At 59.8% G+C, this 18,937-nt stretch carries 19 protein-coding genes; 15 read left to right on the forward strand and 4 right to left on the reverse strand.

Annotated features, from left to right (window positions below):
- Positions 1-11 precede the first annotated feature (11 nt).
- The 7 genes from AC2A6O_RS14185 (at position 12) to eda (ending at position 8,897) form a co-directional block, all read left to right on the forward strand.
- Positions 12-1,028 carry a sugar ABC transporter substrate-binding protein gene (locus AC2A6O_RS14185; protein ID WP_148586154.1) on the forward strand — a complete coding sequence of 339 codons (1,017 nt, stop codon included), beginning with the start codon at positions 12-14 and terminating at the stop codon, positions 1,026-1,028.
- A gap of 82 nt (positions 1,029-1,110) precedes the next feature.
- On the forward strand, positions 1,111-2,193 hold the full coding sequence (locus AC2A6O_RS14190; protein WP_498927953.1) for an ABC transporter permease: 1,083 nt from the start codon (positions 1,111-1,113) through the stop codon (positions 2,191-2,193).
- Positions 2,169-2,966 carry an ATP-binding cassette domain-containing protein gene (locus AC2A6O_RS14195; protein ID WP_209001260.1) on the forward strand — a complete coding sequence of 266 codons (798 nt, stop codon included), beginning with the start codon at positions 2,169-2,171 and terminating at the stop codon, positions 2,964-2,966. The genes AC2A6O_RS14190 and AC2A6O_RS14195 overlap by 25 nt, the downstream gene beginning before the upstream one ends.
- Positions 2,967-3,673: 707 nt before the next feature.
- Positions 3,674-4,621: a carbohydrate kinase family protein gene (locus tag AC2A6O_RS14200; protein WP_498927956.1), complete on the forward strand. Its 948-nt coding sequence runs from the start codon at positions 3,674-3,676 to the stop codon at positions 4,619-4,621.
- A gap of 97 nt (positions 4,622-4,718) precedes the next feature.
- Positions 4,719-6,194: a glucose-6-phosphate dehydrogenase gene (zwf, locus tag AC2A6O_RS14205; RefSeq protein ID WP_498927958.1), complete on the forward strand. Its 1,476-nt coding sequence runs from the start codon at positions 4,719-4,721 to the stop codon at positions 6,192-6,194.
- Between the two features lie 141 nt (positions 6,195-6,335).
- The gene (gene edd, locus AC2A6O_RS14210; RefSeq protein ID WP_498927960.1) at positions 6,336-8,156 is read left to right on the forward strand and encodes a phosphogluconate dehydratase; all 1,821 of its coding nucleotides are present in this window, start codon (positions 6,336-6,338) and stop codon (positions 8,154-8,156) included.
- 102 nt (positions 8,157-8,258) lie between these two features.
- Complete coding sequence (eda, locus tag AC2A6O_RS14215) at positions 8,259-8,897, forward strand: bifunctional 4-hydroxy-2-oxoglutarate aldolase/2-dehydro-3-deoxy-phosphogluconate aldolase (RefSeq protein ID WP_498927962.1); 639 nt, start codon at positions 8,259-8,261, stop codon at positions 8,895-8,897.
- A gap of 80 nt (positions 8,898-8,977) precedes the next feature.
- On the opposite strand, the gene AC2A6O_RS14220 is transcribed toward eda, so the two are convergent.
- The 3 genes from AC2A6O_RS14220 to AC2A6O_RS14230 all read right to left on the reverse strand — a co-directional run bounded on the left by AC2A6O_RS14220 (position 8,978) and on the right by AC2A6O_RS14230 (position 11,139).
- On the reverse strand, positions 8,978-9,175 hold the full coding sequence (locus AC2A6O_RS14220) for a CsbD family protein (protein WP_148586148.1): 198 nt from the start codon (positions 9,173-9,175) through the stop codon (positions 8,978-8,980).
- Between the two features lie 206 nt (positions 9,176-9,381).
- Complete coding sequence (locus AC2A6O_RS14225) at positions 9,382-10,320, reverse strand: PRC-barrel domain-containing protein (protein WP_498927964.1); 939 nt, start codon at positions 10,318-10,320, stop codon at positions 9,382-9,384.
- A gap of 207 nt (positions 10,321-10,527) precedes the next feature.
- Entirely contained in the window at positions 10,528-11,139 is a 612-nt protein-coding gene (locus AC2A6O_RS14230; RefSeq protein WP_209001258.1) for a hypothetical protein, read from the reverse strand.
- Positions 11,140-11,375: 236 nt separating this feature from the next.
- Between AC2A6O_RS14230 and AC2A6O_RS14235 the strand changes: the two genes are divergently transcribed.
- The 6 genes from AC2A6O_RS14235 to AC2A6O_RS14260 all read left to right on the forward strand — a co-directional run bounded on the left by AC2A6O_RS14235 (position 11,376) and on the right by AC2A6O_RS14260 (position 15,539).
- A complete protein-coding gene (locus AC2A6O_RS14235) occupies positions 11,376-12,167 on the forward strand; it encodes a delta-class carbonic anhydrase (RefSeq protein WP_498927967.1) in 792 nt (263 codons plus the stop codon).
- Positions 12,168-12,316: 149 nt separating this feature from the next.
- On the forward strand, positions 12,317-13,939 hold the full coding sequence (gene pgi, locus AC2A6O_RS14240) for a glucose-6-phosphate isomerase (RefSeq protein ID WP_498927969.1): 1,623 nt from the start codon (positions 12,317-12,319) through the stop codon (positions 13,937-13,939).
- A 232-nt stretch (positions 13,940-14,171) separates the two neighbouring features.
- Positions 14,172-14,441: a YMGG-like glycine zipper-containing protein gene (locus AC2A6O_RS14245; protein ID WP_148586145.1), complete on the forward strand. Its 270-nt coding sequence runs from the start codon at positions 14,172-14,174 to the stop codon at positions 14,439-14,441.
- Between the two features lie 50 nt (positions 14,442-14,491).
- Entirely contained in the window at positions 14,492-14,761 is a 270-nt protein-coding gene (locus AC2A6O_RS14250) for a YMGG-like glycine zipper-containing protein (RefSeq protein ID WP_006932811.1), read from the forward strand.
- Positions 14,762-14,804: 43 nt separating this feature from the next.
- A complete protein-coding gene (locus AC2A6O_RS14255; RefSeq protein ID WP_148586144.1) occupies positions 14,805-15,074 on the forward strand; it encodes a YMGG-like glycine zipper-containing protein in 270 nt (89 codons plus the stop codon).
- A 192-nt stretch (positions 15,075-15,266) separates the two neighbouring features.
- Complete coding sequence (locus AC2A6O_RS14260; RefSeq protein WP_148586143.1) at positions 15,267-15,539, forward strand: YMGG-like glycine zipper-containing protein; 273 nt, start codon at positions 15,267-15,269, stop codon at positions 15,537-15,539.
- Positions 15,540-15,744: 205 nt separating this feature from the next.
- Here the strand turns inward: AC2A6O_RS14260 and ald are convergent, their stop codons facing one another.
- On the reverse strand, positions 15,745-16,884 hold the full coding sequence (gene ald / locus AC2A6O_RS14265; protein ID WP_148586142.1) for an alanine dehydrogenase: 1,140 nt from the start codon (positions 16,882-16,884) through the stop codon (positions 15,745-15,747).
- A 182-nt stretch (positions 16,885-17,066) separates the two neighbouring features.
- On the opposite strand from ald, the gene AC2A6O_RS14270 reads away from it, so the two are divergent.
- Together AC2A6O_RS14270 and AC2A6O_RS14275 are read left to right on the forward strand one after the other, a co-directional pair.
- Entirely contained in the window at positions 17,067-17,537 is a 471-nt protein-coding gene (locus AC2A6O_RS14270) for an Lrp/AsnC family transcriptional regulator (RefSeq protein ID WP_148586141.1), read from the forward strand.
- Positions 17,538-17,670: 133 nt separating this feature from the next.
- Positions 17,671-18,561: an SMP-30/gluconolactonase/LRE family protein gene (locus tag AC2A6O_RS14275; protein ID WP_498927973.1), complete on the forward strand. Its 891-nt coding sequence runs from the start codon at positions 17,671-17,673 to the stop codon at positions 18,559-18,561.
- Positions 18,562-18,937 lie beyond the last annotated feature (376 nt).

The following is an 18,937-nucleotide window of genomic DNA, read 5'->3' on the forward strand; positions in this document are numbered from 1 at the left end:
GAAAAACGCAAATGATCCGCAAACTACTCGCGACCGGTTCCGTTCTCGCTGCCATGGCTGCCGCTCCGGCAGCAGCCGCAGATGTCTCGGCCTGCCTGATCACCAAGACGGACACCAACCCGTTCTTCGTGAAAATGAAGGAAGGTGCCACTGCCAAAGCCGAGGAACTCGGCATTGAACTGAAGTCCTTCGCCGGCAAGGTCGACGGCGATCACGAAACCCAGGTGGCCGCCATCGAAACCTGCATTGCCGACGGCGCCAAGGGCATCCTGCTGACCGCATCCGACACGTCTTCCATCGTGCCGGCTGTCAAGCAGGCCCGCGACGCCGGCCTTCTGGTGATTGCCCTCGATACGCCGCTCGACCCCATCGACGCAGCTGACGCAACCTTCGCCACCGACAACTTCAAGGCTGGCGAGCTGATCGGCGAGTGGGCCGCGGCAAGCCTGGGTGACAAGGCAGCCGATGCCAAGATCGCCATGCTCGACCTAGGCATCAGCCAGCCGACTGTCGGCGTGCTGCGTGACCAGGGCTTCCTGCAGGGCTTCGGCATTGATCTGGTCGATCCGAACAAATGGGGCGACGAAACCGATCCGCGCATCGTCGGTAACGACGTGACCGCAGGCAACGAGGAAGGCGGCCGCAAGGCCATGGAAAACCTGCTTGCCAAGGATCCGATGGTCAACGTGGTCTACACGATCAACGAACCGGCAGCGGCTGGCGCTTACGAGGCGCTGAAGTCCATCGGCCGTGAAAACGACGTGCTGATCGTGTCTGTCGACGGTGGCTGCCCGGGCGTTCAGAACGTCAAGGACGGCGTCATTGGGGCAACCTCGCAGCAGTATCCGCTGCTGATGGCATCCCTCGGCATCGAGGCCATCAAGGCCTGGGCCGACAACGGCACCAAGCCGAAGCCGACCGAGGGCAAGGATTTCTTCGACACCGGCGTCGCTCTTGTGACCGACAAGCCGGTTGAAGGGGTCGACTCCATCGACACCGCAAAGGGCATGGATCTCTGCTGGGGCTAACGCATCTCCAGACAAGTCCAAAAAGGGGCATGGGCAACCTTGCCCCTTTTTTCAAAACCGGCGTACAGAAGGTTAAACGGGCATGACCTTAGAAAGCAAAACGGCAAAGGGGCCGGCGGATTACGAATCCGCAGTAGCCTCCGCACCGCAGGCTGTCGCCTCATTCGATGACCAACGTCATGGGATCGGGCATAAAATCCAGCACACGTTGCACCAGACCCCATCTCTGGTTCCGCTGATCGTTCTGGTAATCTCGCTTGTCGTTTTCGGGCTTCTCCTCGGATCGAAACTGTTCTCCCCCTTCGCGCTGACGCTGATCCTGCAGCAGGTCCAGATCGTCGGCATCGTGGCAGCAGCACAGAGCATCGTCATCCTGACCGCAGGCATCGACCTGTCAGTCGGCGCCATCATGGTGTTGTCCTCCGTCGTCATGGGACAATTCACCTTCCGCTACGGCCTGCCGGTGGAGGTCTCCATCGTCTGCGGCCTGATCTGCGGCACGTTGTGCGGCTATATCAACGGGTTCCTTGTCGCCGTCGTCAAGCTGCCGCCCTTCATCGTGACGCTCGGCATGTGGCAGATCGTGCTTGCCACCAACTTCCTCTATTCGGCAAACGAAACCATTCGCTCCCAGGAAATATCCGAATTCGCTCCGCTGCTTCAGTTCTTCGGCAACAAGGTCAATATCGGCGGTGCCATTTTCACCTATGGCGTCATCTTCATGGTGGTCCTGGTAATGGTTCTGGCCTATGCGCTGCGACAGACGGCCTGGGGCCGGCATGTCTATGCCGTCGGCGACGATCCGGAGGCGGCACAACTTTCGGGCGTGCAGGTCAAGAAGGTGCTGATATCGGTCTATATGCTGACCGGCCTCATCTGCGCCTTTGCCGGCTGGGCCATGATCGGCCGCATCGGGTCGGTTTCTCCAACCACCGGTCAGCTGGCCAACATCGAATCCATCACGGCTGTCGTGATTGGCGGCATCTCGCTCTTCGGGGGGCGCGGCTCTGTTCTCGGCACGCTGTTCGGTGCGCTCATCGTCGGCGTCTTCACGCTCAGCCTGCGCCTGCTCGGCGCGGATGCCCAGTGGACCTATCTGCTGATCGGCATTCTCATCATCGGTGCGGTCGCGATCGACCAATGGATCAGAAAGGTATCTGTGTGATGGAACCTGTCCTGCAAGCACGTAAACTGGTCAAGCGCTACGGCCGTGTCGTGGCCATGGACCGGGCCGATTTCGAACTCTACCCCGGCGAGATCCTCGCCGTGATCGGGGACAACGGGGCCGGCAAGTCCACCCTGATCAAGGCGCTGAGTGGCGCGGTGCAACCGGACGGCGGAGAAATCCTGCTCGATGGCAAGCCCGTTCACTTCTCCTCGCCCATCGACGCCCGCGAAGCGGGGATCGAGACCGTTTACCAGACCCTGGCCATGTCCCCTGCCCTGTCGATCACCGACAACATGTTCATGGGTCGCGAGCTGAAGAAACCCGGCTTCCGGGGCACCGTTCTGCGCCAGCTGGACCGCAAAAAGATGGAAGAGATCGCCCGCGAAAAGCTGAACGAACTGGGGCTTCTGACCATTCAGAACATCAACCAGGCCGTCGAAACCCTTTCCGGCGGCCAGCGCCAGGGGGTTGCGGTGGCCCGGGCGGCCGCCTTCGGATCCAAGGTCGTGATCATGGACGAACCGACCGCGGCCCTCGGGGTGAAGGAAAGCCGGCGCGTTCTGGAGCTGATCAAGGATGTTAGGTCAAGGGGGTTGCCCATCGTGCTGATCAGTCACAACATGCCCCATGTATTCGAGGTCGCCGACCGCATTCACATCCATCGGCTGGGCAGCCGTGCCTGTGTGATCAAACCGTCGGACTTTTCCATGTCCGATGCGGTGGCGATCATGACCGGAGCCATGGACCCGCCGGACAGCATGGCGGCCTAGTCTCCGAAAGCAAACCGGAGGCACCTTCATCCAGGTGCCTCACACCCCCAACCTCATCCTGAGGAGAACCGGCAGGTTCGTTTCAAAGGATGGGCGGCAAATTCGGAGCTCTTGGCCCATCCTTCGAGACGGGCCGTGGGCCCTCCTCAGGATGAGGGAGCGGTTTCACGAGCCGCGGCCTGATCGCAGAAGACACATTCGACAAGCGCTGATGTAAGGTGCTCGTTGAAACAAATAGAGGCGCCAACAACACCTTCATCCGGCGCCTCACACCCACAACCTCATCCTGAGGAGAACCGGCAGGTTCGTCTCGAAGGATGGGCGGCAAACTCTGAGCCTGTGGCCCATCCTTCGAGACGGGCCATGGGCCCTCCTCAGGATGAGGGAGCGGTTTGATGAGCCGCGACCTGATCGCAGAAGACACATTCGACAAGCACTGATGTAAGGTGCTCGTTGAAACAAAATGAGGCGCCAACAGCACCTTCATCCGGCGCCTCACACCCACAACCTCATCCTGAGGAGAACCGACAGGTTCATCTCGAAGGATGGGCGGCAAATTCGGAGCCTGTGGCCCATCCTTCGAGACGGGCCATGGGCCCTCCTCAGGATGAGGGAGCGGTTCCACGAGCCGCTGCCGGGAAATGAGAGACAATCACGAACCCGCCGTTGGGGCGGCTCCTGACAAACGACGAAAGACCGGAACATATATGTTTTTGATTTGCGGTGAAGCATTGTTCGATCTCTTTGGCGAAGCCGGTTCAGGCGACAGTGTTTCTTTCGATGCCCGTATCGGCGGCTCGCCCTTCAACGTGGCCATGGGGCTGGCGCGTCTTGAAGAGGACGCCGGCTTTTTTGGTGGCATATCGAGGGATGCACTTGGCGAACGCCTGGTCCAGAAACTCCGCAGTGAAGGCGTATCGGAGCGCTATATCCTGCGGACCGACTACCTGACCACGCTGAGCCTCGTCCAGAAGGACGAACATGGGTCTCCTGCCTATACATTTTACGGCGAAAACGCCGCCGATCGCATGGTGACCACCGACGATCTGCCGGACTTCAACGAGCCGCCGCTGTTTCTGCACATCGGATCCTACACAGCGCTCGTGGAACCGGTTTCGGCCGCATTCAAGGCTTTGATCGAGCGCGAGCGGGCTCAAACGCTGATCTCCTTCGACCCGAACATCCGCCCCACCGTTGTGCCGGACATGGCACTCTGGCGTCGTAACACCGAGAGCCTCGTGCCGTTGACGGACGTGGTCAAAGTGTCCGACGAAGATCTGGCGCTCATCGCTCCGGGCGAAGCCGTCGAGACCATTGCCCGGTCCTGGCTCGCAATGGGCGCCTCGCTGGTGATCGTTACCCGTGGCGGCGACGGTGCGACCGCATTTTCCAAAGGCATTGAAGTCAGCCGTCCGGGCATCAAGGTTGCGGTTGAAGACACGGTCGGCGCGGGCGACACCTTCCAGGCGGCCCTCCTGGCCGGACTGAAACATCTTGGTGCAACCAGCCGCGACACGCTTGCGAACCTTGACGCCGGTCAGCTAAATCGTCTTCTTGATTTCGCCGTCGGAGCTGCGGCCATAACCTGCTCCCGGCGCGGAGCCGATCTGCCGCGCAGGAGCGAGCTGGAAAAAGAGTGGTCGGCCCTCAAATGAGGGGCTGACAAGAGAATTAAATCGATTTAAAACGCAGACGAAAACGGTTTAGGCCAAAGCGGCCCAACGAACTGGCAGTTGTGAGAAGGGATGTTTTATGGCGGTACGCGTCATTGAAGTTGAAGAATTCGACCTCGTCGTTTTCGGAGCCTCCGGAGACCTCGCCCATCGCAAGCTTCTGCCTGCACTTTACCACCGTGATGCGGATGGCCAGATGCCGGAAAACGCCCGGATCATCTGCAGCGCACGGCGGGACTATTCGGATGACGATTATCGCGACTACGCCAAGGCGGCGCTGGAAGAACACGTCAAGGATCTGGAAGACGAGCATCTGCAGCAGTTCCTGAAGCGACTGCGCTACGTCAAGATCGACATCGCAACGGGTGACGGTTTTGAGGACCTGAGAACCGTCCTGGACGAACGCCCCGAGGTCATCCGCGCCTTCTATCTTGCTGTCGGTCCGGACCTGTTCGGCACGATCTGTGAAAACCTCGGCCGTGTCGGCGTGGTCAACGACCATTCCCGCGTCGTCATGGAAAAGCCCATCGGCAAGGACGGCCAGTCCGCCAGGGCGCTCAACGACACCGTCGGTGCCGTCTTCAACGAAGACCAGATTTTCCGTATCGACCACTATCTCGGCAAGGAGACGGTGCAGAACCTGATGGCTCTGCGCTTTGCCAATGCCCTGTTCGAGCCTCTTTGGAACGCGGCCCACATCGACCATGTCCAGATCACCGTGGCCGAGTCGCTGGGCACCGGGGGACGCGCGGGCTACTACGACACGGCTGGCGCCCTGCGTGACATGGTTCAGAACCACATCCTGCAGCTGCTTTGCCTGGTGGCAATGGAGCCGCCGGAATCCATGAACGCCGACAGCGTGCGCGACGAAAAGCTGAAGGTTCTGAAGGCGCTTGCGCCGATCGAAGAGCAGAGCATCGACAAGCTGACCGTGCGCGGCCAGTACCGTGCGGGCGCTTCCGCCGGCGGCGCGGTTCCAGGCTATCTGGAAGAGCTCGGCAACTCGGAGAGCCGCACGGAAACCTTCGTTGCCCTGAAGGCGGAAATCGCCAACTGGCGGTGGGCGAACGTGCCTTTTTATCTCCGCACCGGCAAGCGCCTCGCGCAGCGGGTATCGGAGATCGTCGTCCAGTTTCGCCCGATCCCGCATTCGATCTTCGATGCGGAAGCCGGCGCCATCACCGCCAATCGGTTGATCATCCGCCTGCAGCCGGATGAAGGCGTGCAGATGCAGATCATGATCAAGGACCCTGGCCCCGGCGGCATGCGTCTGCGCCAGGTTCCGCTCGACATGAGCTTTGCGGAAGCCTTCAAGGTTCGGAACCCGGATGCTTACGAGCGCCTGATCATGGACGTGATCCGTGGCAACCAGACCCTGTTCATGCGCCGCGACGAAGTCGACGCCGCCTGGGCCTGGATTGACCCGATCCAGGCCGCATGGGCGGCCTCCAAGGATACGCCGAAAGGTTACACCGCCGGCACCTGGGGCCCGTCCGCCTCCATCGCGCTGGTGGAGCGCGACGGACGCACCTGGGCTGAAGACGACAGCAACTAAATACCTCTCGCGCATGGCCCGGCCTTGCGCGTTTCCGGCCTCCTAAATCGATTAGTGAGCGGCAGACATGGCGCGGATGCCCTATGTTACCGGACATAGACCCAGCCAGGCCGCGGCGCGGCTAGCAAAGGATTTAAAACAATGACCATCCAGGATCGCATTGGCGACGTCACCGAACGGATCGTCAAACGCAGTCACGACAGCCGCTCGACCTATCTGGACCGTATCGGCAAGGCCGCCGAAAAGGGCCCACAGCGCTCGCGCCTGTCCTGCGGCAACCTTGCACACGGCTTTGCCGCCTGCGGCCTGTCCGACAAAAAGGCTCTTTCCGGCGACGTGGTGCCGAACCTCGGCATCATCACCTCCTACAACGACATGCTGTCGGCCCATCAACCCTATGAAACCTACCCGGCCCTGATCCGCGATGCGGCCCACGATATTGGCGCGGTCGCGCAGGTGGCCGGTGGTGTTCCGGCCATGTGTGACGGTGTCACCCAGGGCCAGGACGGCATGGAACTGTCTCTGTTTTCCCGAGATGTGATCGCCATGGCCGCCGCCGTCGGTCTGTCGCACCAGATGTTCGATGCCGCGGTCTTTCTCGGCATCTGCGACAAGATCGTTCCCGGCCTTGCAATCGCGGCCCTCTCCTTCGGCCATCTGCCGGCCGTGTTCGTGCCGGCTGGCCCCATGCCCACCGGCATTTCCAACGACGAGAAGTCGAAGATCCGGCAGCTCTATGCGGAAGGCAAGGTCGGCCGCGATGCCCTGCTGGAAAGCGAGTCCCGCGCCTATCATTCCCCGGGCACCTGCACCTTCTACGGCACCGCGAACTCCAATCAGATGCTGATGGAGATCATGGGCCTTCATATGCCGGGCGCCTCCTTCGTCAATCCAGGCACGCCCCTGCGTGACGCCCTGACCAGGGAAGCCGCCAAGCGCGCCATCGCAATTTCCGCCCTCGGCAACGAATTCACTCCGGCAGGGGAAGTCATCAGCGAAAAGGCGATCGTCAACGGCGTCGTCGGCCTTCACGCGACAGGCGGCTCCACCAACCACACCATGCATCTGGTGGCGATTGCAGCGGCTGCCGGCATCAAGCTGACCTGGGACGATATCTCCGACCTCTCGGACGTCGTGCCGCTTCTGGCCCGCGTCTATCCGAATGGCAAGGCCGACGTGAACCACTTCCAGGCCGCTGGCGGCCTGGCCTTCCTGATCCGTGAACTGCTGGGCGAAGGCTACCTGCACCAGGATGTGAAGACGGTCTACGGCACCGATCTTTCCGGTTACACTGTGGAAGCCAAACTCGACGCCGACGGCAATGTGCGCCGAGAGGAAGTTCCCGAAACATCCGGAGACGAGACAGTGCTGGCGCCCGTCTCCAAGGCCTTCCAGCCGACCGGCGGGCTGAAGATGCTTACCGGCAACATGGGCAAGGCCGTCATCAAGATTTCGGCGGTCGCCAGGGAACGCCACATCATCGAAGCCCCTGCCCGCGTCTTCCACGACCAGAACGATTTCCTGACCGCCTTCAACAACAAGGAACTGACCGGCGACGTTGCAGCCGTGGTCCGGTTCCAGGGCCCGAAGGCCATCGGCATGCCGGAGTTGCACAAGCTGACACCCTGCCTCGGAATTCTGCAGGACCGCGGCCACAAGGTCGCCCTGATCACCGATGGCCGCATGTCCGGTGCGTCCGGCAAGGTGCCGGCGGCGATCCACGTGACCCCGGAAGCGGCTGCCGGAGGCCCCATCGCCAAAATCCGCGATGGCGACATGATCCGCGTCGATGCCGTCTCCGGAAAACTGGAAGTGCTGGTCGATGAAGCCGAATTCAACGCCCGCCCGCCGGCCGAGGCCGATCTGAGCCAGAGCCAGTTCGGCACCGGACGCGATCTCTTCGCTGCTTTCCGCGGGGCTGTCGGCACAGCCGACACCGGCGCGCATGTGTTCGGCGACTAAGGATCAGACCTGGCCGGCCAGGTAAATTTGGAACGACAGATTTTGCCATTTGTGCCGGCTGGGTTCGGTGCAGGGCGACAAGAAAGAGATTTTGGAGGCGACATGGCCCAGGACATTGAAAAGATCGAAAAGATAATGTGCGCAGCGCCGGTGATCCCGGTACTGATCGTGGAAGACCCGAAGAAGGCCGTTCCCATGGCTGAAGCGCTCGTGCGCGGCGGCCTACCGGCCATCGAGATCACGCTGCGTACAGCCCATGCCCTGGAAGCGATCAACGCGGTCAATGAGCACGTGGAAGGTGCGATTGTCGGTGCCGGCACTGTGCTGGACGGCAAGCAATATGATGCCGCCGTTTCTGCCGGAGCCCGCTTCATCGTCTCGCCCGGCGCGACCGCAAACCTGCTGGATGCCGCTGACCAGCACAGCGTGCCGCTGCTTCCAGGTGCCGCGACCGCTTCGGAAGTCATGTTCCTGCTGGAACGTGGCTATGAGCGGCTGAAATTCTTCCCGGCTGAACAGGCAGGGGGTGCGTCTTATCTCAAGTCCCTCTCCTCGCCCCTGGCCGCAGCCAAGTTCTGCCCCACCGGCGGCGTCAGCCTCGACAAGGCTCCGGACTATCTGAAACTGCCGAATGTTCTATGCGTTGGCGGTTCCTGGATTGCGGACGCCAAGGCAATTGCAGCGGATGACTGGTCCGGCATCGAAGCGCGCGCAAAGGCGGCAGCGGCGCTCGGGGTCTGAGCTGTAAGCCACCAAGCGCCAGTTACAAACGAAAAGAGCCGGGCGACGGATCGCCCGGCTCTTTTTCATCTGTTTGACGATTAGTGGCGGCTTGCCCACTCATCGACTTCACGCTCGGCTTCTTCGCGTGTCTTGCCGTAGGCTTCCTGGACCTTGCCGGCGAGCTGATCGCGGTTGCCTTCAATCCGGTCCAGATCGTCATCGGTAAGTTTGCCCCACTGTTCCTGAGCCTTACCTTTAACCTGTTTCCAGTTGCCTTTGATGATATCCCAGTTCATGTCGTGTCTCCTTTAATGAGCCGCCGGTCAAATGGGTTCCACTCGCTCCGGTCGGGTGTTGTGGGGCTGCGAGGTTTCAAGGTTCCGGAAGTGGTACGAACCAGCTTTCCAGAAACACACACGCATCTGCCCCGGTCAGGAAATCGCCCTTGAGGACGATTGTTCTGACTGCCTGAGCGCATCGCCCAGGCAGTCAGGCGTTTGAATTATTGATCCGCTTTGTAAGTCGGCTGCTTTTCAAGCTGTTCCTTGGTGGCCCCTACGTAGATACGCAGGTCGTCGCCGCCATCTTCACGGATGATCTGCAACTCATCGAACGTCATTGCCACCGGCTTTTCGCCAATCCCGAGGAAGCCGCCGATATCAAGAACCACCTTCTTGATCTGACCGTCTTCGGAAATGATGAGCTGGTCGACTTCACCAATGTCCTCATCATTTGCATCGTAGACATTTGCGTCCTGCAGATCTTCTGCGGTCAACTCGGAAACCTTTGCTTCCTTGTAGCCATCGCGCTGGACGTCTGCACGCGGCAGCATCGGACGACTTGCTGCACTGCCTTCGGCGTTGGAATCAGCCATCTTGGTGGCTTCCGAAGGCTCGTTCGAACGGTTCGGATTTTCATAAGCCTCGGCGCTGGTCAGAACATCCTTGTTGGCGTTGACCACCAGGAAGAAACTGTCGGCATCATCCTGCTCGCGGACGACTTTCAGCTGGTCCATCGGCAGAGCGATGTCCTTCTCGCCGATCCCAAGAAAGCCGCCGACACCGAGAACGACTGCCTTCACAGAGCCGTCGAAGCCGAGGATGACATCATCGACTTCGCCGATGTCGTCCCAGTCTTTTTCCTCATCGGTCCGAGCCTGATAATTCTCGTTGAAGCGGTCGTAATCCTTTTCAACGGAGTAGATACGCATACCGATCAGGTCAGAAGCGAGAATATCGTTGGTAGTAGCAGCATCCATATACTTATAGGTCTGCAGATCTTTTACTTGTTGTGCTGCACAAATTGATGTTGTCAGCATCAAGGACATAGCCGTAGCGGTGATAATCCGTTTCATGATATTATATCCTCTCACATTTTTTTCTATGCCGACAACATCAGTATTTCTGTTGATGGTGCGGTTACTGTGAGAACAACCGAACAAGAAAGAAGTTCCGATCAAAAACACTATTTTTTTGAAAAATCGAACGTCGCCACTGCCAACGCGGGCGGATTTCGGAAGGTGCTTCCTGACAGCCAGCGCTCACGCTACGGCCGTTACCAGCCGTTCTGGATGTCCGCACCGAAGTGCCGTCATTTGTGAGGGAAACGGGATCGATAAGGACTGATGCGAGGACGTCCTGACCAGAGATCAGGCGTCCTGATGCTCTTCGGCGTCCATTTCCGGCACGTCGTCGTCGCTATCGACGTCCTTATCATCCTGTTCGAGCGTCCTGTCCCAAAGAAGACGCAAACCGGCCGAGGTATCGTTGCGCCAGGCAAATTCGGCAACGACCGACCTGTCGAATTTCTTCATTGTCAGCAACACTTCCTCGGGAAGTGAGGTCAGCCCCTTGGCGGTTACCCGGCAACCGTTCTTGCCTGCATCGACAATCGTACCACTGATTTCCGTAATGCCTTCGAAGTCGGCGATCTGGACCGGAATACTGACGTTGTTCCGCTTCTCCCGGCGTTTGTCCGAGACGGACTTTTCATTCTTGGAAAAAACAACAGCGGCGTCATTGCCTTTCACAGACGTGACATGAGCCTTCACCAGTTTGTTGCCATCCTTCGGCCGGACGCCGATACTTTTATAAAGTTCGCCGACGTCCGGCGAGGTCAGCCGGAATCCCCATTCGCTGACATTTGACACAACTGCATTGATCACCGACAGGTTGTCAAAATCGACCACAAGGACTTCTTCCTCGGCACCCGGTTGCTCGAGCAGATGGGACAAACCATGTAATTTGTTCTCGTCACTCATAGATTTGATTTACCTAAAGGAAACTTTCGCTTTTCTTAAAATAGGGTCAGATCTACCTGAATTCGTCGCTGTTTTCCGCCGTATTCGGAAATAGTCGCTTTCATCACCTCGGCAATATGAGCAATTTTTCCAATTGGCGGGCACACCAAAAGCGCGCTTAGGTAACGAACGCCCATTTTCAGATTCTTTTTCCATGGGCCCCTCCACCTGCCTTTCCCCTCACCCAGGAGTTTTCCATGGCAAATCGTATCGGACTGGCAATTGCGGCTGCCGCAAGCATCGGTTTCCTGTCGCAAGCACATGCTGAAGAGCTGTGTCAGGGCTTTGGCCCGCAAACACCGCGCGACATTTCACAGACCGCCGGGCTGAACACCGCCTCGGTCTCAATTGCCCCGCCCGCCGCTCAATTGAACCTGTGCAACATCCACACGCACACCAACGCCGAACACAAGGGCCCTGACTTCACGGTCTTTGCCGGCGATGGCGAACATGGCGGCTATCAGTGCAACGCAACCGCAGAGCTGACTGAAGCCGAGCTTAAAGAACCTGCGAGTTCAACCTTCAAAGACGTAAAGCCCGGAGACACGATTGAAGTCCACTGGGTCTATACATCCTGCAACGCCACGCCTGGCAAAGGCCTCGGGTCCTGCCTGAGCGATGCCTGCGCCAACCCGCAGCTTCGGGTCGAAGCACAGGTATTCCTGGTGGTGAACGATCCGAATGCCCTCAATTTTCTCGACTTCGGCTACGACGGCAACATCGTGAATGGCCTGCACCAACCCAAGGCTCTGCCGGAGGGAACAGGCACCCCCGTCACCTTCATCGGATCGACAACTGGCCCCAGCTATACGCAGTCGGTCTGTTCCCCGCTCCAGGTGACCTGGAGCGTGCATCCGCAATGCGCCAAGCTGGATATCAACTCCCTCAATGCCTGGGCGGAGCAAGGCAATGTCTTCGAGGAAGACCATTCCCACGGCGTCCGCCAACTGGTCACCGCGCCTGAATTGCTGGCCCCGATCACCAACTGACCCGCCTTCCGCCGCCGGCAACCTCGTCTGCGTTTCCGGCGGCGTCCTTCCCGGAATTTCCTCTCCCGCAAAATGGATGGGTATGCTAATGGATGCCCTGCGCAACGGGCGCGTACCCGACCCGCTAAATCGATTTAAGAGGATTGTTCATGGCGCTAGAAGCAGCATTTGAGGCTCTCAACCGGCACGCGGAACAATTGAAGGGAACATCTCTTCGGCAACTCTTTGCCGCCAATCCCGACCGGTTCGACACCTTCTCCGCCAGAACGGACGACCTGTTGCTCGACTACTCCAAATCCCGGATCGACGCCAAGGCTCTCGAGCTGCTGCTCGGCCTGGCCGATGCCGCAGATGTGGAAGGCAGACGTGCGGCCATGTTTGCCGGCGACAAGATCAACGGCACCGAAAAGCGGGCCGTTTTGCACACAGCACTGCGCAACCAGTCAGACCAGCCGGTCCTGGTCGATGGTGCCGATGTGATGCCTGACGTGCGGGCGGTCCTGGACGCCATGGCCGATTTTGCCGAAGCGGTCCGTTCCGGCGACCTGACCTCCTCCACTGGCGATGCGTTCACCGATGTCGTCAACATCGGCATCGGCGGTTCCGATCTCGGACCGGTCATGACGACGATTGCCCTGAGCCCCTATCATGACGGCCCGGAGCTGCACTACGTGTCGAACGTGGACGGCGCTCACATAGCCGACACGCTGGAAAAGCTCGACCCGGCCACGACGCTGATCATCGTCGCGTCGAAGACATTCACCACCATCGAAACCATGACCAACGCGCAGACCGCGCGTAAATGGATCGCCGGCGCACTGGGAGAAGCTGCGGTCGGAGACCACTTTGCCGCTGTTTCGACCGCCCTCGACAAGGTCGCAGCCTTCGGCATTGACGAGAGCCGCGTCTTCGGTTTCTGGGACTGGGTCGGCGGGCGTTATTCCGTCTGGTCCGCCATCGGCCTGCCGCTGATGATCGCCATCGGCCCGGACGCCTTCTCCGACTTCCTGTCCGGCGCCCACGCGATGGACATCCACTTCGCGGAAACCCCGCTTGATAATAACCTGCCGGTGCTGATGGCATTGATCGGCGTCTGGAACCGCGACGTGCTGGGCTATTCCGCCCGCGCCGTGCTGCCCTACGACCAGCGCCTGTCGCGTTTGCCTGCGTATCTGCAACAGCTCGACATGGAGTCGAACGGCAAGCGCGTGAAGCTGGATGGCAGCCCCGTGACACAGGAAACCGGCCCGCTGGTCTGGGGCGAACCCGGCACCAACGGCCAGCATGCGTTCTACCAGCTACTGCATCAGGGCACGACTGTCATTCCCTGTGAATTTCTGATTGCGGCAAACGGCCATGAAGAAGACCTGAGGCACCATCATGACCTCCTGATCGCGAACTGTCTGGCCCAGTCCGAAGCCCTGATGCTGGGCCGGACACTTGAAGAGGCAAAGGCTCTCCTGAGCGCTTCCGGCATGGCTTCAAGCGAGGTCGACCGACTGGCGCCGCACAAGGTATTTCCGGGAGACCGGCCGTCGATAACCCTGGTCTATGACCAGCTCACGCCCTTTGCACTTGGCCGCCTGATTGCCCTTTACGAGCACCGCGTGTTCGTGGAAGGCGTCATCTGGGGCATTAATTCCTTTGACCAGTGGGGAGTGGAACTGGGCAAGGAACTGGCCACCGCGCTGCTTCCCATGGTCAAGGGTGAAATCTCCCCCGATTCCAAGGATGCATCTACAAAAGGCTTGCTCACCGCCTTGAAAAGCTGACGTGGGAACCTCTGCCTGGGTCAGGCGTTATCACGCGAGGGAACCTCGTCATAATTTTGCCCAAGCGGCCCTATCTGGTTCACATCGTTGAAGAACTCTTATTGCGATTCACGACAAAGAAGGGCCTGCTTTAGCAAACAGAGATTGCCCCAACGTGGAAAGCAGCTTAGGCTTAGCAAGATTTTATACGTTCGACCCGCTCTGGATGCGGACCGAAAGGGAGACTGATTTCATGAAAAAACTCGTTCTGCTTGCAGCAGTTGGCCTCGCCCTGGCGGGCTGCCAGTCCGATAGTCAGCGTGACCGCGCCCTTGTTGGCGGTGGCCTTGGCGCAGCAACGGGTGCAGCAATCGGCGCCGCCGCTACCGGTGATGTCGGCGGAGCACTGGTTGGTGGTGCAATCGGTGCCGCAGGCGGCGCTATCGTCGGCGGTGCAACGACACCGAAGAACTGCGTCGCTTACGACCGTTACGGCAATCCTTACCGGGTCGCTTGCCCGTAAGCGCAGGCGATCCTTTTTCGTTTCGGTAGTAGACCGTTGGGAAGAAAAGAATGAAGAAACTCCTTCTGATTGCTGCTTCGGCCGCGTTTCTGGCAGGTTGCCAGTCTGACAGTCAACGGGACCGCGCGCTTGTTGGCGGCGGTCTTGGTGCGGCCACAGGCGCCGTCATCGGTGCCGCCGCCGGTAACGGTGTCGGCCCGGCACTCGCCGGCGCGGCAATCGGTGCCGCAGGTGGTGCCATCGTCGGTTCTGCGACGACGCCCAAGAACTGCGTCGCCTACGACCGCTATGGCAATCCGTATCGCGTCGCCTGCCCCTGATCGCAACCGACCTGAAGCAATCAGGTCTTCACAGGTTTACGAAATGAAAAAGATCCTTCTGGTGGCCCTAGCGGCCGCTGCCCTTGCTGGCTGTAATTCCAACAGCCAGAGAGACCGGGCACTGGTTGGCGGCGGCCTGGGTGCTGCAACCGGCGCCATCGTCGGCGCGGCTGCCGGTGCCGGTGCCGCTCCGGTTCTTGCTGGTGCAGCCATTGGTGCCGCCGGTGGCGCTGTCATCGGTGCTGCGACCACGCCCAAGAACTGCGTGGCACGCGACCGATATGGCAACACCTATCGAGTCGCCTGCCGGTAACTGCTCCAGCTCCTGCTGTCCTTGCCGGACTGGAGCAACCAGAATTGACGACAGACACCGGGCGTGCCCCTGAAAATGGGGTACGCCCGTTTTGCGTTCAGGATCTGCCTTGGATAAACCCGTCTTGGTAAGAAACTGTTAACCATAGATCTCCACCCTTACCGGACGCATTTTTTCGCCAAGGGGTTCTGGATGAGATCTGTCCTTGCAGCCGCAAGTCTCGCCATTGTGCTGACAGGCTGCGCCAACACCGAAAGTCAACGGGACAGAATGCTGATCGGGGCTGGTCTCGGCGCGGCAACCGGTGCCACCATTGGTGCTGTTGCCGGTTCGACAGTGAACGCAACCATCGCTGGAGCCGCGCTCGGCGCCGTCGGCGGCGGTCTTATCGGCGTCGTCACCACCCCGCGCAACTGCATTGCCACGGACCAACAAGGCACCCCCTACAAGGTGCGCTGTCCTTAAGCAGCTTGTGTCCAAGTGACGTACACGACAGTCAGGCTCCCCATCCCCAATGCGGGGATCCTGGAGCCTATTGGGTAACCTCAATTTGTGCGGAGTGCCGGGTACTGGTCCTGCCCCCAACGCCTAAAACCAAGCCACCGATCTGAAAGCAAAAAGCCAGCCCAATGGACCGGCTTTTTTCATGTTCTGAAGCGAAGCGCCTTTATCAGGCAGCCGCGCTTTCCTTGGCCTGTTCAAGGGCGACCTTCGGATCGACATAGGCATAACCGAGCGCGGTCGCGACCGCTTCGCAGGTAACCTGGCCGCCGATGACGTTGAGACCCGGCAGGAAGTACGGATCGTCGAGCAATGCCTTCTTCGCGCCCTTGTCGGCCAGCGCCAGAGCGAACGGCAGGGTCGCGTTGTTGAGAGCGTATGTGGAGGTTTTCGGCACGGCGCCCGGCATGTTGGCGACGCAATAGTGAACGACCTCATCAATGATATAGGTCGGATCGGAATGCGTCGTTGCCTTGGACGTTTCGAAGCAACCGCCCTGGTCGATCGCGACATCCACGAGAACCGAACCCGGTTTCATGCGGCTGACCAGATCGCGTGACACCAGCTTCGGTGCGGCGGCACCGGCCACCAGAACGGCACCGATGACCATGTCGGCTTCCAGCACATGCTTTTCCAGCGCGGCTCGGGTCGAATAAACGGTTTTCAAAGCCGGACCGAACGTCTGGGAAAGATTACCCAGAACAGTGGTCGACCGGTCGAGAACGGTGACATCCGCGCCCAGGCCAAGCGCCATGGTGATGGCGTGCGAGCCGACGACACCGCCGCCGATCACGACAACCTTGCCCGGCTCGACACCCGGCACGCCGCCGATAAGCGTACCGGAGCCACCCTGGGCCTTTTCCAGGGCCTTCGCACCGGCAATTACCGACAGCCGGCCGGCAACCTGGGACATCGGCACCAGAAGCGGCAGGCCGCCACGGGCATCGACAACGGTTTCATAAGCAATGCAGGTCGCACCGGATTTCACGAGATCGGCGGTCTGTTCCGCGTCCGGAGCCAGGTGCAGGTAAGTAAAGAGAATGTGGTCCGGACGCAGCATGGCACGCTCGACGGCCTGCGGTTCCTTGACCTTTACGATCATGTTCGCGGCATCGAAGACTTCCTTGGCGGTTGCCAGAATCTTCGCGCCTGCAGCTTCGTAGTCGGCATCGCTTGCGCCAATGCCAACGCCTGCGTTGGTTTCGACGACCACTTCGTGGCCATGGGCCACCATTTCATGGACGCTGTCCGGGGTCAGGCCGACCCGGTATTCATGATTCTTGATTTCTTTCGGTACACCAATGCGCATAACCCGTCTCCTCTGGAAGCATTATTGATTGGCGTGGATTTTACCGCTGATTTTGTCGAATGTGCTTGCGTTCCAGAGGGCCCCTGTTCAAATTTACGCAATATTCTTGCGTAAAATCATTTTCTGATCAAATATTCTGCAATGTATTATCCAGAGGCCGGCAATATGTGCGGTGCAGCAAAATGAAACTCGACCGTCTCGATCAGAAAATCCTCAACGTGCTGCAAAGTGACGGCCGCATTGCCAATGCGGACCTGGCGGAAAAGGTGGGTCTGTCGCAATCCGCCTGCTTGCGTCGCATGCGCGCACTGGAGGAAGCCGGCATCATCGAGAAATACGTCGCATTGCTGGATCAGAAGAAACTCGGCCGGCACATGGACATCTTCGTGGAAATCTCGCTCACCGGCCAATCCAAGGAGACACTGGAGAACTTCGAACGCGCCGTCGCCCGTTCCGGAGAGATCATGGAATGTTTCCTGATGGCTGGCGATGCCGACTATATCCTGCGTCTGTCGGCCCGCGACCCGATCGACTTCGAGCGCATCCACCGCGATCACCTTTCCCAACTTCCAGGCGTCCTCAGGATGAAATCTTCCTTCGCCATCCGGTCGATCGTCAGACGCACCGCGATTCCCCTGAACGGCGAAAATTGAACGCTCCTGCCCACCGGTCCACAGCCAAACCACCAGCAATTCTGCCATTGTTGCCAGTGTCTCGACGCCGTCAACGCTGGCGGTTATAGTCCGCATCCGTTTACGTGCCTGGATTTTCAAGGAACCCGCTCCGGTGGCCCATACGATCACCCGTTTTATCAATACGACTTACCAGCTTGCCGAATGTCCGACCTGGGACGACAGACTGAACCGCCTGCTCTGGGCGGACATCCAGGGCCGCTCCATCCAGTCCATGGATTGGGCCAGCCGCGAGATCACCACCTGGCATTTCGATAATGAGGTTGGCTCCTTCGGCCTGACCGACGATGACCGTCTGATCGTCAGCGTCTGGGATAAGATCCTCCTGTTCGACCCGCAAAGCGGTGCCAGCGAGGTTCTGGCCGAAGTGCAGGCGGACGAGCCGCGCACGCGTTTGAATGACGGTAAGGTCGGCCCGGACGGCGCCTTCTGGGTCGGCACCATGGACACCAGCTCCCCCCGTGAGCCGATTGCAGGCCTTTACCGGGTAGATGGAAGCGGCGAAGTGGCCGAGATCCGGGACGAGTTGCAGTGTTCCAACGGCCTCGCCTGGACGCCGGACGGCACTTATATGTACCATTCCGACACCTCTCCCGGCTGGATCGAATACTACGGTTTCGACCCGGATACAGGCGCGCTTGGTTCGAAGATGCTTTTCGCACAGCAGACCAACGACACCGGCCGACCGGATGGCGCCACAGTCGACACCGAAGGCAATTACTGGAGCGCCGGCGTCTCCGCTGGTGTGCTCAACTGCTTTACCCCGGACGGAAACCTGCTTCATGCCATTAAGCTGCCGGTCGACAAGCCGACCATGCCCTGCTTCTGCGGACCGGGTCTCGACCACCTGATCGTCACCAGCATCAAGCAGCCTTCAGATCCGACCGCAATCGAGCCCGACACATTGTCCGGCGGCCTGTTCCTGGTCGAAGGCCACGGCAAGACCGGCCAGAAGCCCTACCGGTTCAAGACGGCGCGCGACTGAGAAATCGCGGAGCGCTGTCACGAGGGACTGGCGGCATACTCTGGCGCCTGTGGCCCATCCTTCGAGACGGGCCTGATCGGCCCTCCTCAGGATGAGGTCGAGGGAGTGGCCCGGTTTGAACTGCAGGGAAGGAATGCCGGGGTATGACCGACTTGCTTCGGTACGCCGCCCCCCCCCAATCGCGAGACCAGCTTCCCTCACCAAGCATCCCCTCAGCCCCCCCTCCCTCACCCTTAGGAAGCGCTTCAGCGTTGTCTCGAAGGAGGGGTGACACACTCCGGCGCTTGTGGCCCATCCTTCGAGACGGGCCTGATCGGCCCTCCTCAGGATGAGGTCGAGGGAGTGGCCCGGTTTGAACTGCAGGGAAGGAATGCCG

This window comes from Labrenzia sp. ATLA3 (assembly GCF_057180185.1).

What these genes read in the sequence shown, in the direction of transcription:
- AC2A6O_RS14185 (WP_148586154.1), top strand. Translation starts at nt 12, where the DNA reads ATGATCCGCAAACTACTCGCGACCGGTTCCGTTCTCGCTGCCATGGCT.
- AC2A6O_RS14190 (WP_498927953.1), top strand. Translation starts at nt 1,111, where the DNA reads ATGACCTTAGAAAGCAAAACGGCAAAGGGGCCGGCGGATTACGAATCC.
- AC2A6O_RS14195 (WP_209001260.1), top strand. Translation starts at nt 2,169, where the DNA reads ATGGATCAGAAAGGTATCTGTGTGATGGAACCTGTCCTGCAAGCACGT.
- AC2A6O_RS14200 (WP_498927956.1), top strand. Translation starts at nt 3,674, where the DNA reads ATGTTTTTGATTTGCGGTGAAGCATTGTTCGATCTCTTTGGCGAAGCC.
- zwf (WP_498927958.1), top strand. Translation starts at nt 4,719, where the DNA reads ATGGCGGTACGCGTCATTGAAGTTGAAGAATTCGACCTCGTCGTTTTC.
- edd (WP_498927960.1), top strand. Translation starts at nt 6,336, where the DNA reads ATGACCATCCAGGATCGCATTGGCGACGTCACCGAACGGATCGTCAAA.
- eda (WP_498927962.1), top strand. Translation starts at nt 8,259, where the DNA reads ATGGCCCAGGACATTGAAAAGATCGAAAAGATAATGTGCGCAGCGCCG.
- AC2A6O_RS14220 (WP_148586148.1), bottom strand. Translation starts at nt 9,175, where the DNA reads ATGAACTGGGATATCATCAAAGGCAACTGGAAACAGGTTAAAGGTAAG.
- AC2A6O_RS14230 (WP_209001258.1), bottom strand. Translation starts at nt 11,139, where the DNA reads ATGAGTGACGAGAACAAATTACATGGTTTGTCCCATCTGCTCGAGCAA.
- AC2A6O_RS14235 (WP_498927967.1), top strand. Translation starts at nt 11,376, where the DNA reads ATGGCAAATCGTATCGGACTGGCAATTGCGGCTGCCGCAAGCATCGGT.
- pgi (WP_498927969.1), top strand. Translation starts at nt 12,317, where the DNA reads ATGGCGCTAGAAGCAGCATTTGAGGCTCTCAACCGGCACGCGGAACAA.
- AC2A6O_RS14245 (WP_148586145.1), top strand. Translation starts at nt 14,172, where the DNA reads ATGAAAAAACTCGTTCTGCTTGCAGCAGTTGGCCTCGCCCTGGCGGGC.
- AC2A6O_RS14250 (WP_006932811.1), top strand. Translation starts at nt 14,492, where the DNA reads ATGAAGAAACTCCTTCTGATTGCTGCTTCGGCCGCGTTTCTGGCAGGT.
- AC2A6O_RS14255 (WP_148586144.1), top strand. Translation starts at nt 14,805, where the DNA reads ATGAAAAAGATCCTTCTGGTGGCCCTAGCGGCCGCTGCCCTTGCTGGC.
- AC2A6O_RS14260 (WP_148586143.1), top strand. Translation starts at nt 15,267, where the DNA reads ATGAGATCTGTCCTTGCAGCCGCAAGTCTCGCCATTGTGCTGACAGGC.
- ald (WP_148586142.1), bottom strand. Translation starts at nt 16,884, where the DNA reads ATGCGCATTGGTGTACCGAAAGAAATCAAGAATCATGAATACCGGGTC.
- AC2A6O_RS14270 (WP_148586141.1), top strand. Translation starts at nt 17,067, where the DNA reads ATGAAACTCGACCGTCTCGATCAGAAAATCCTCAACGTGCTGCAAAGT.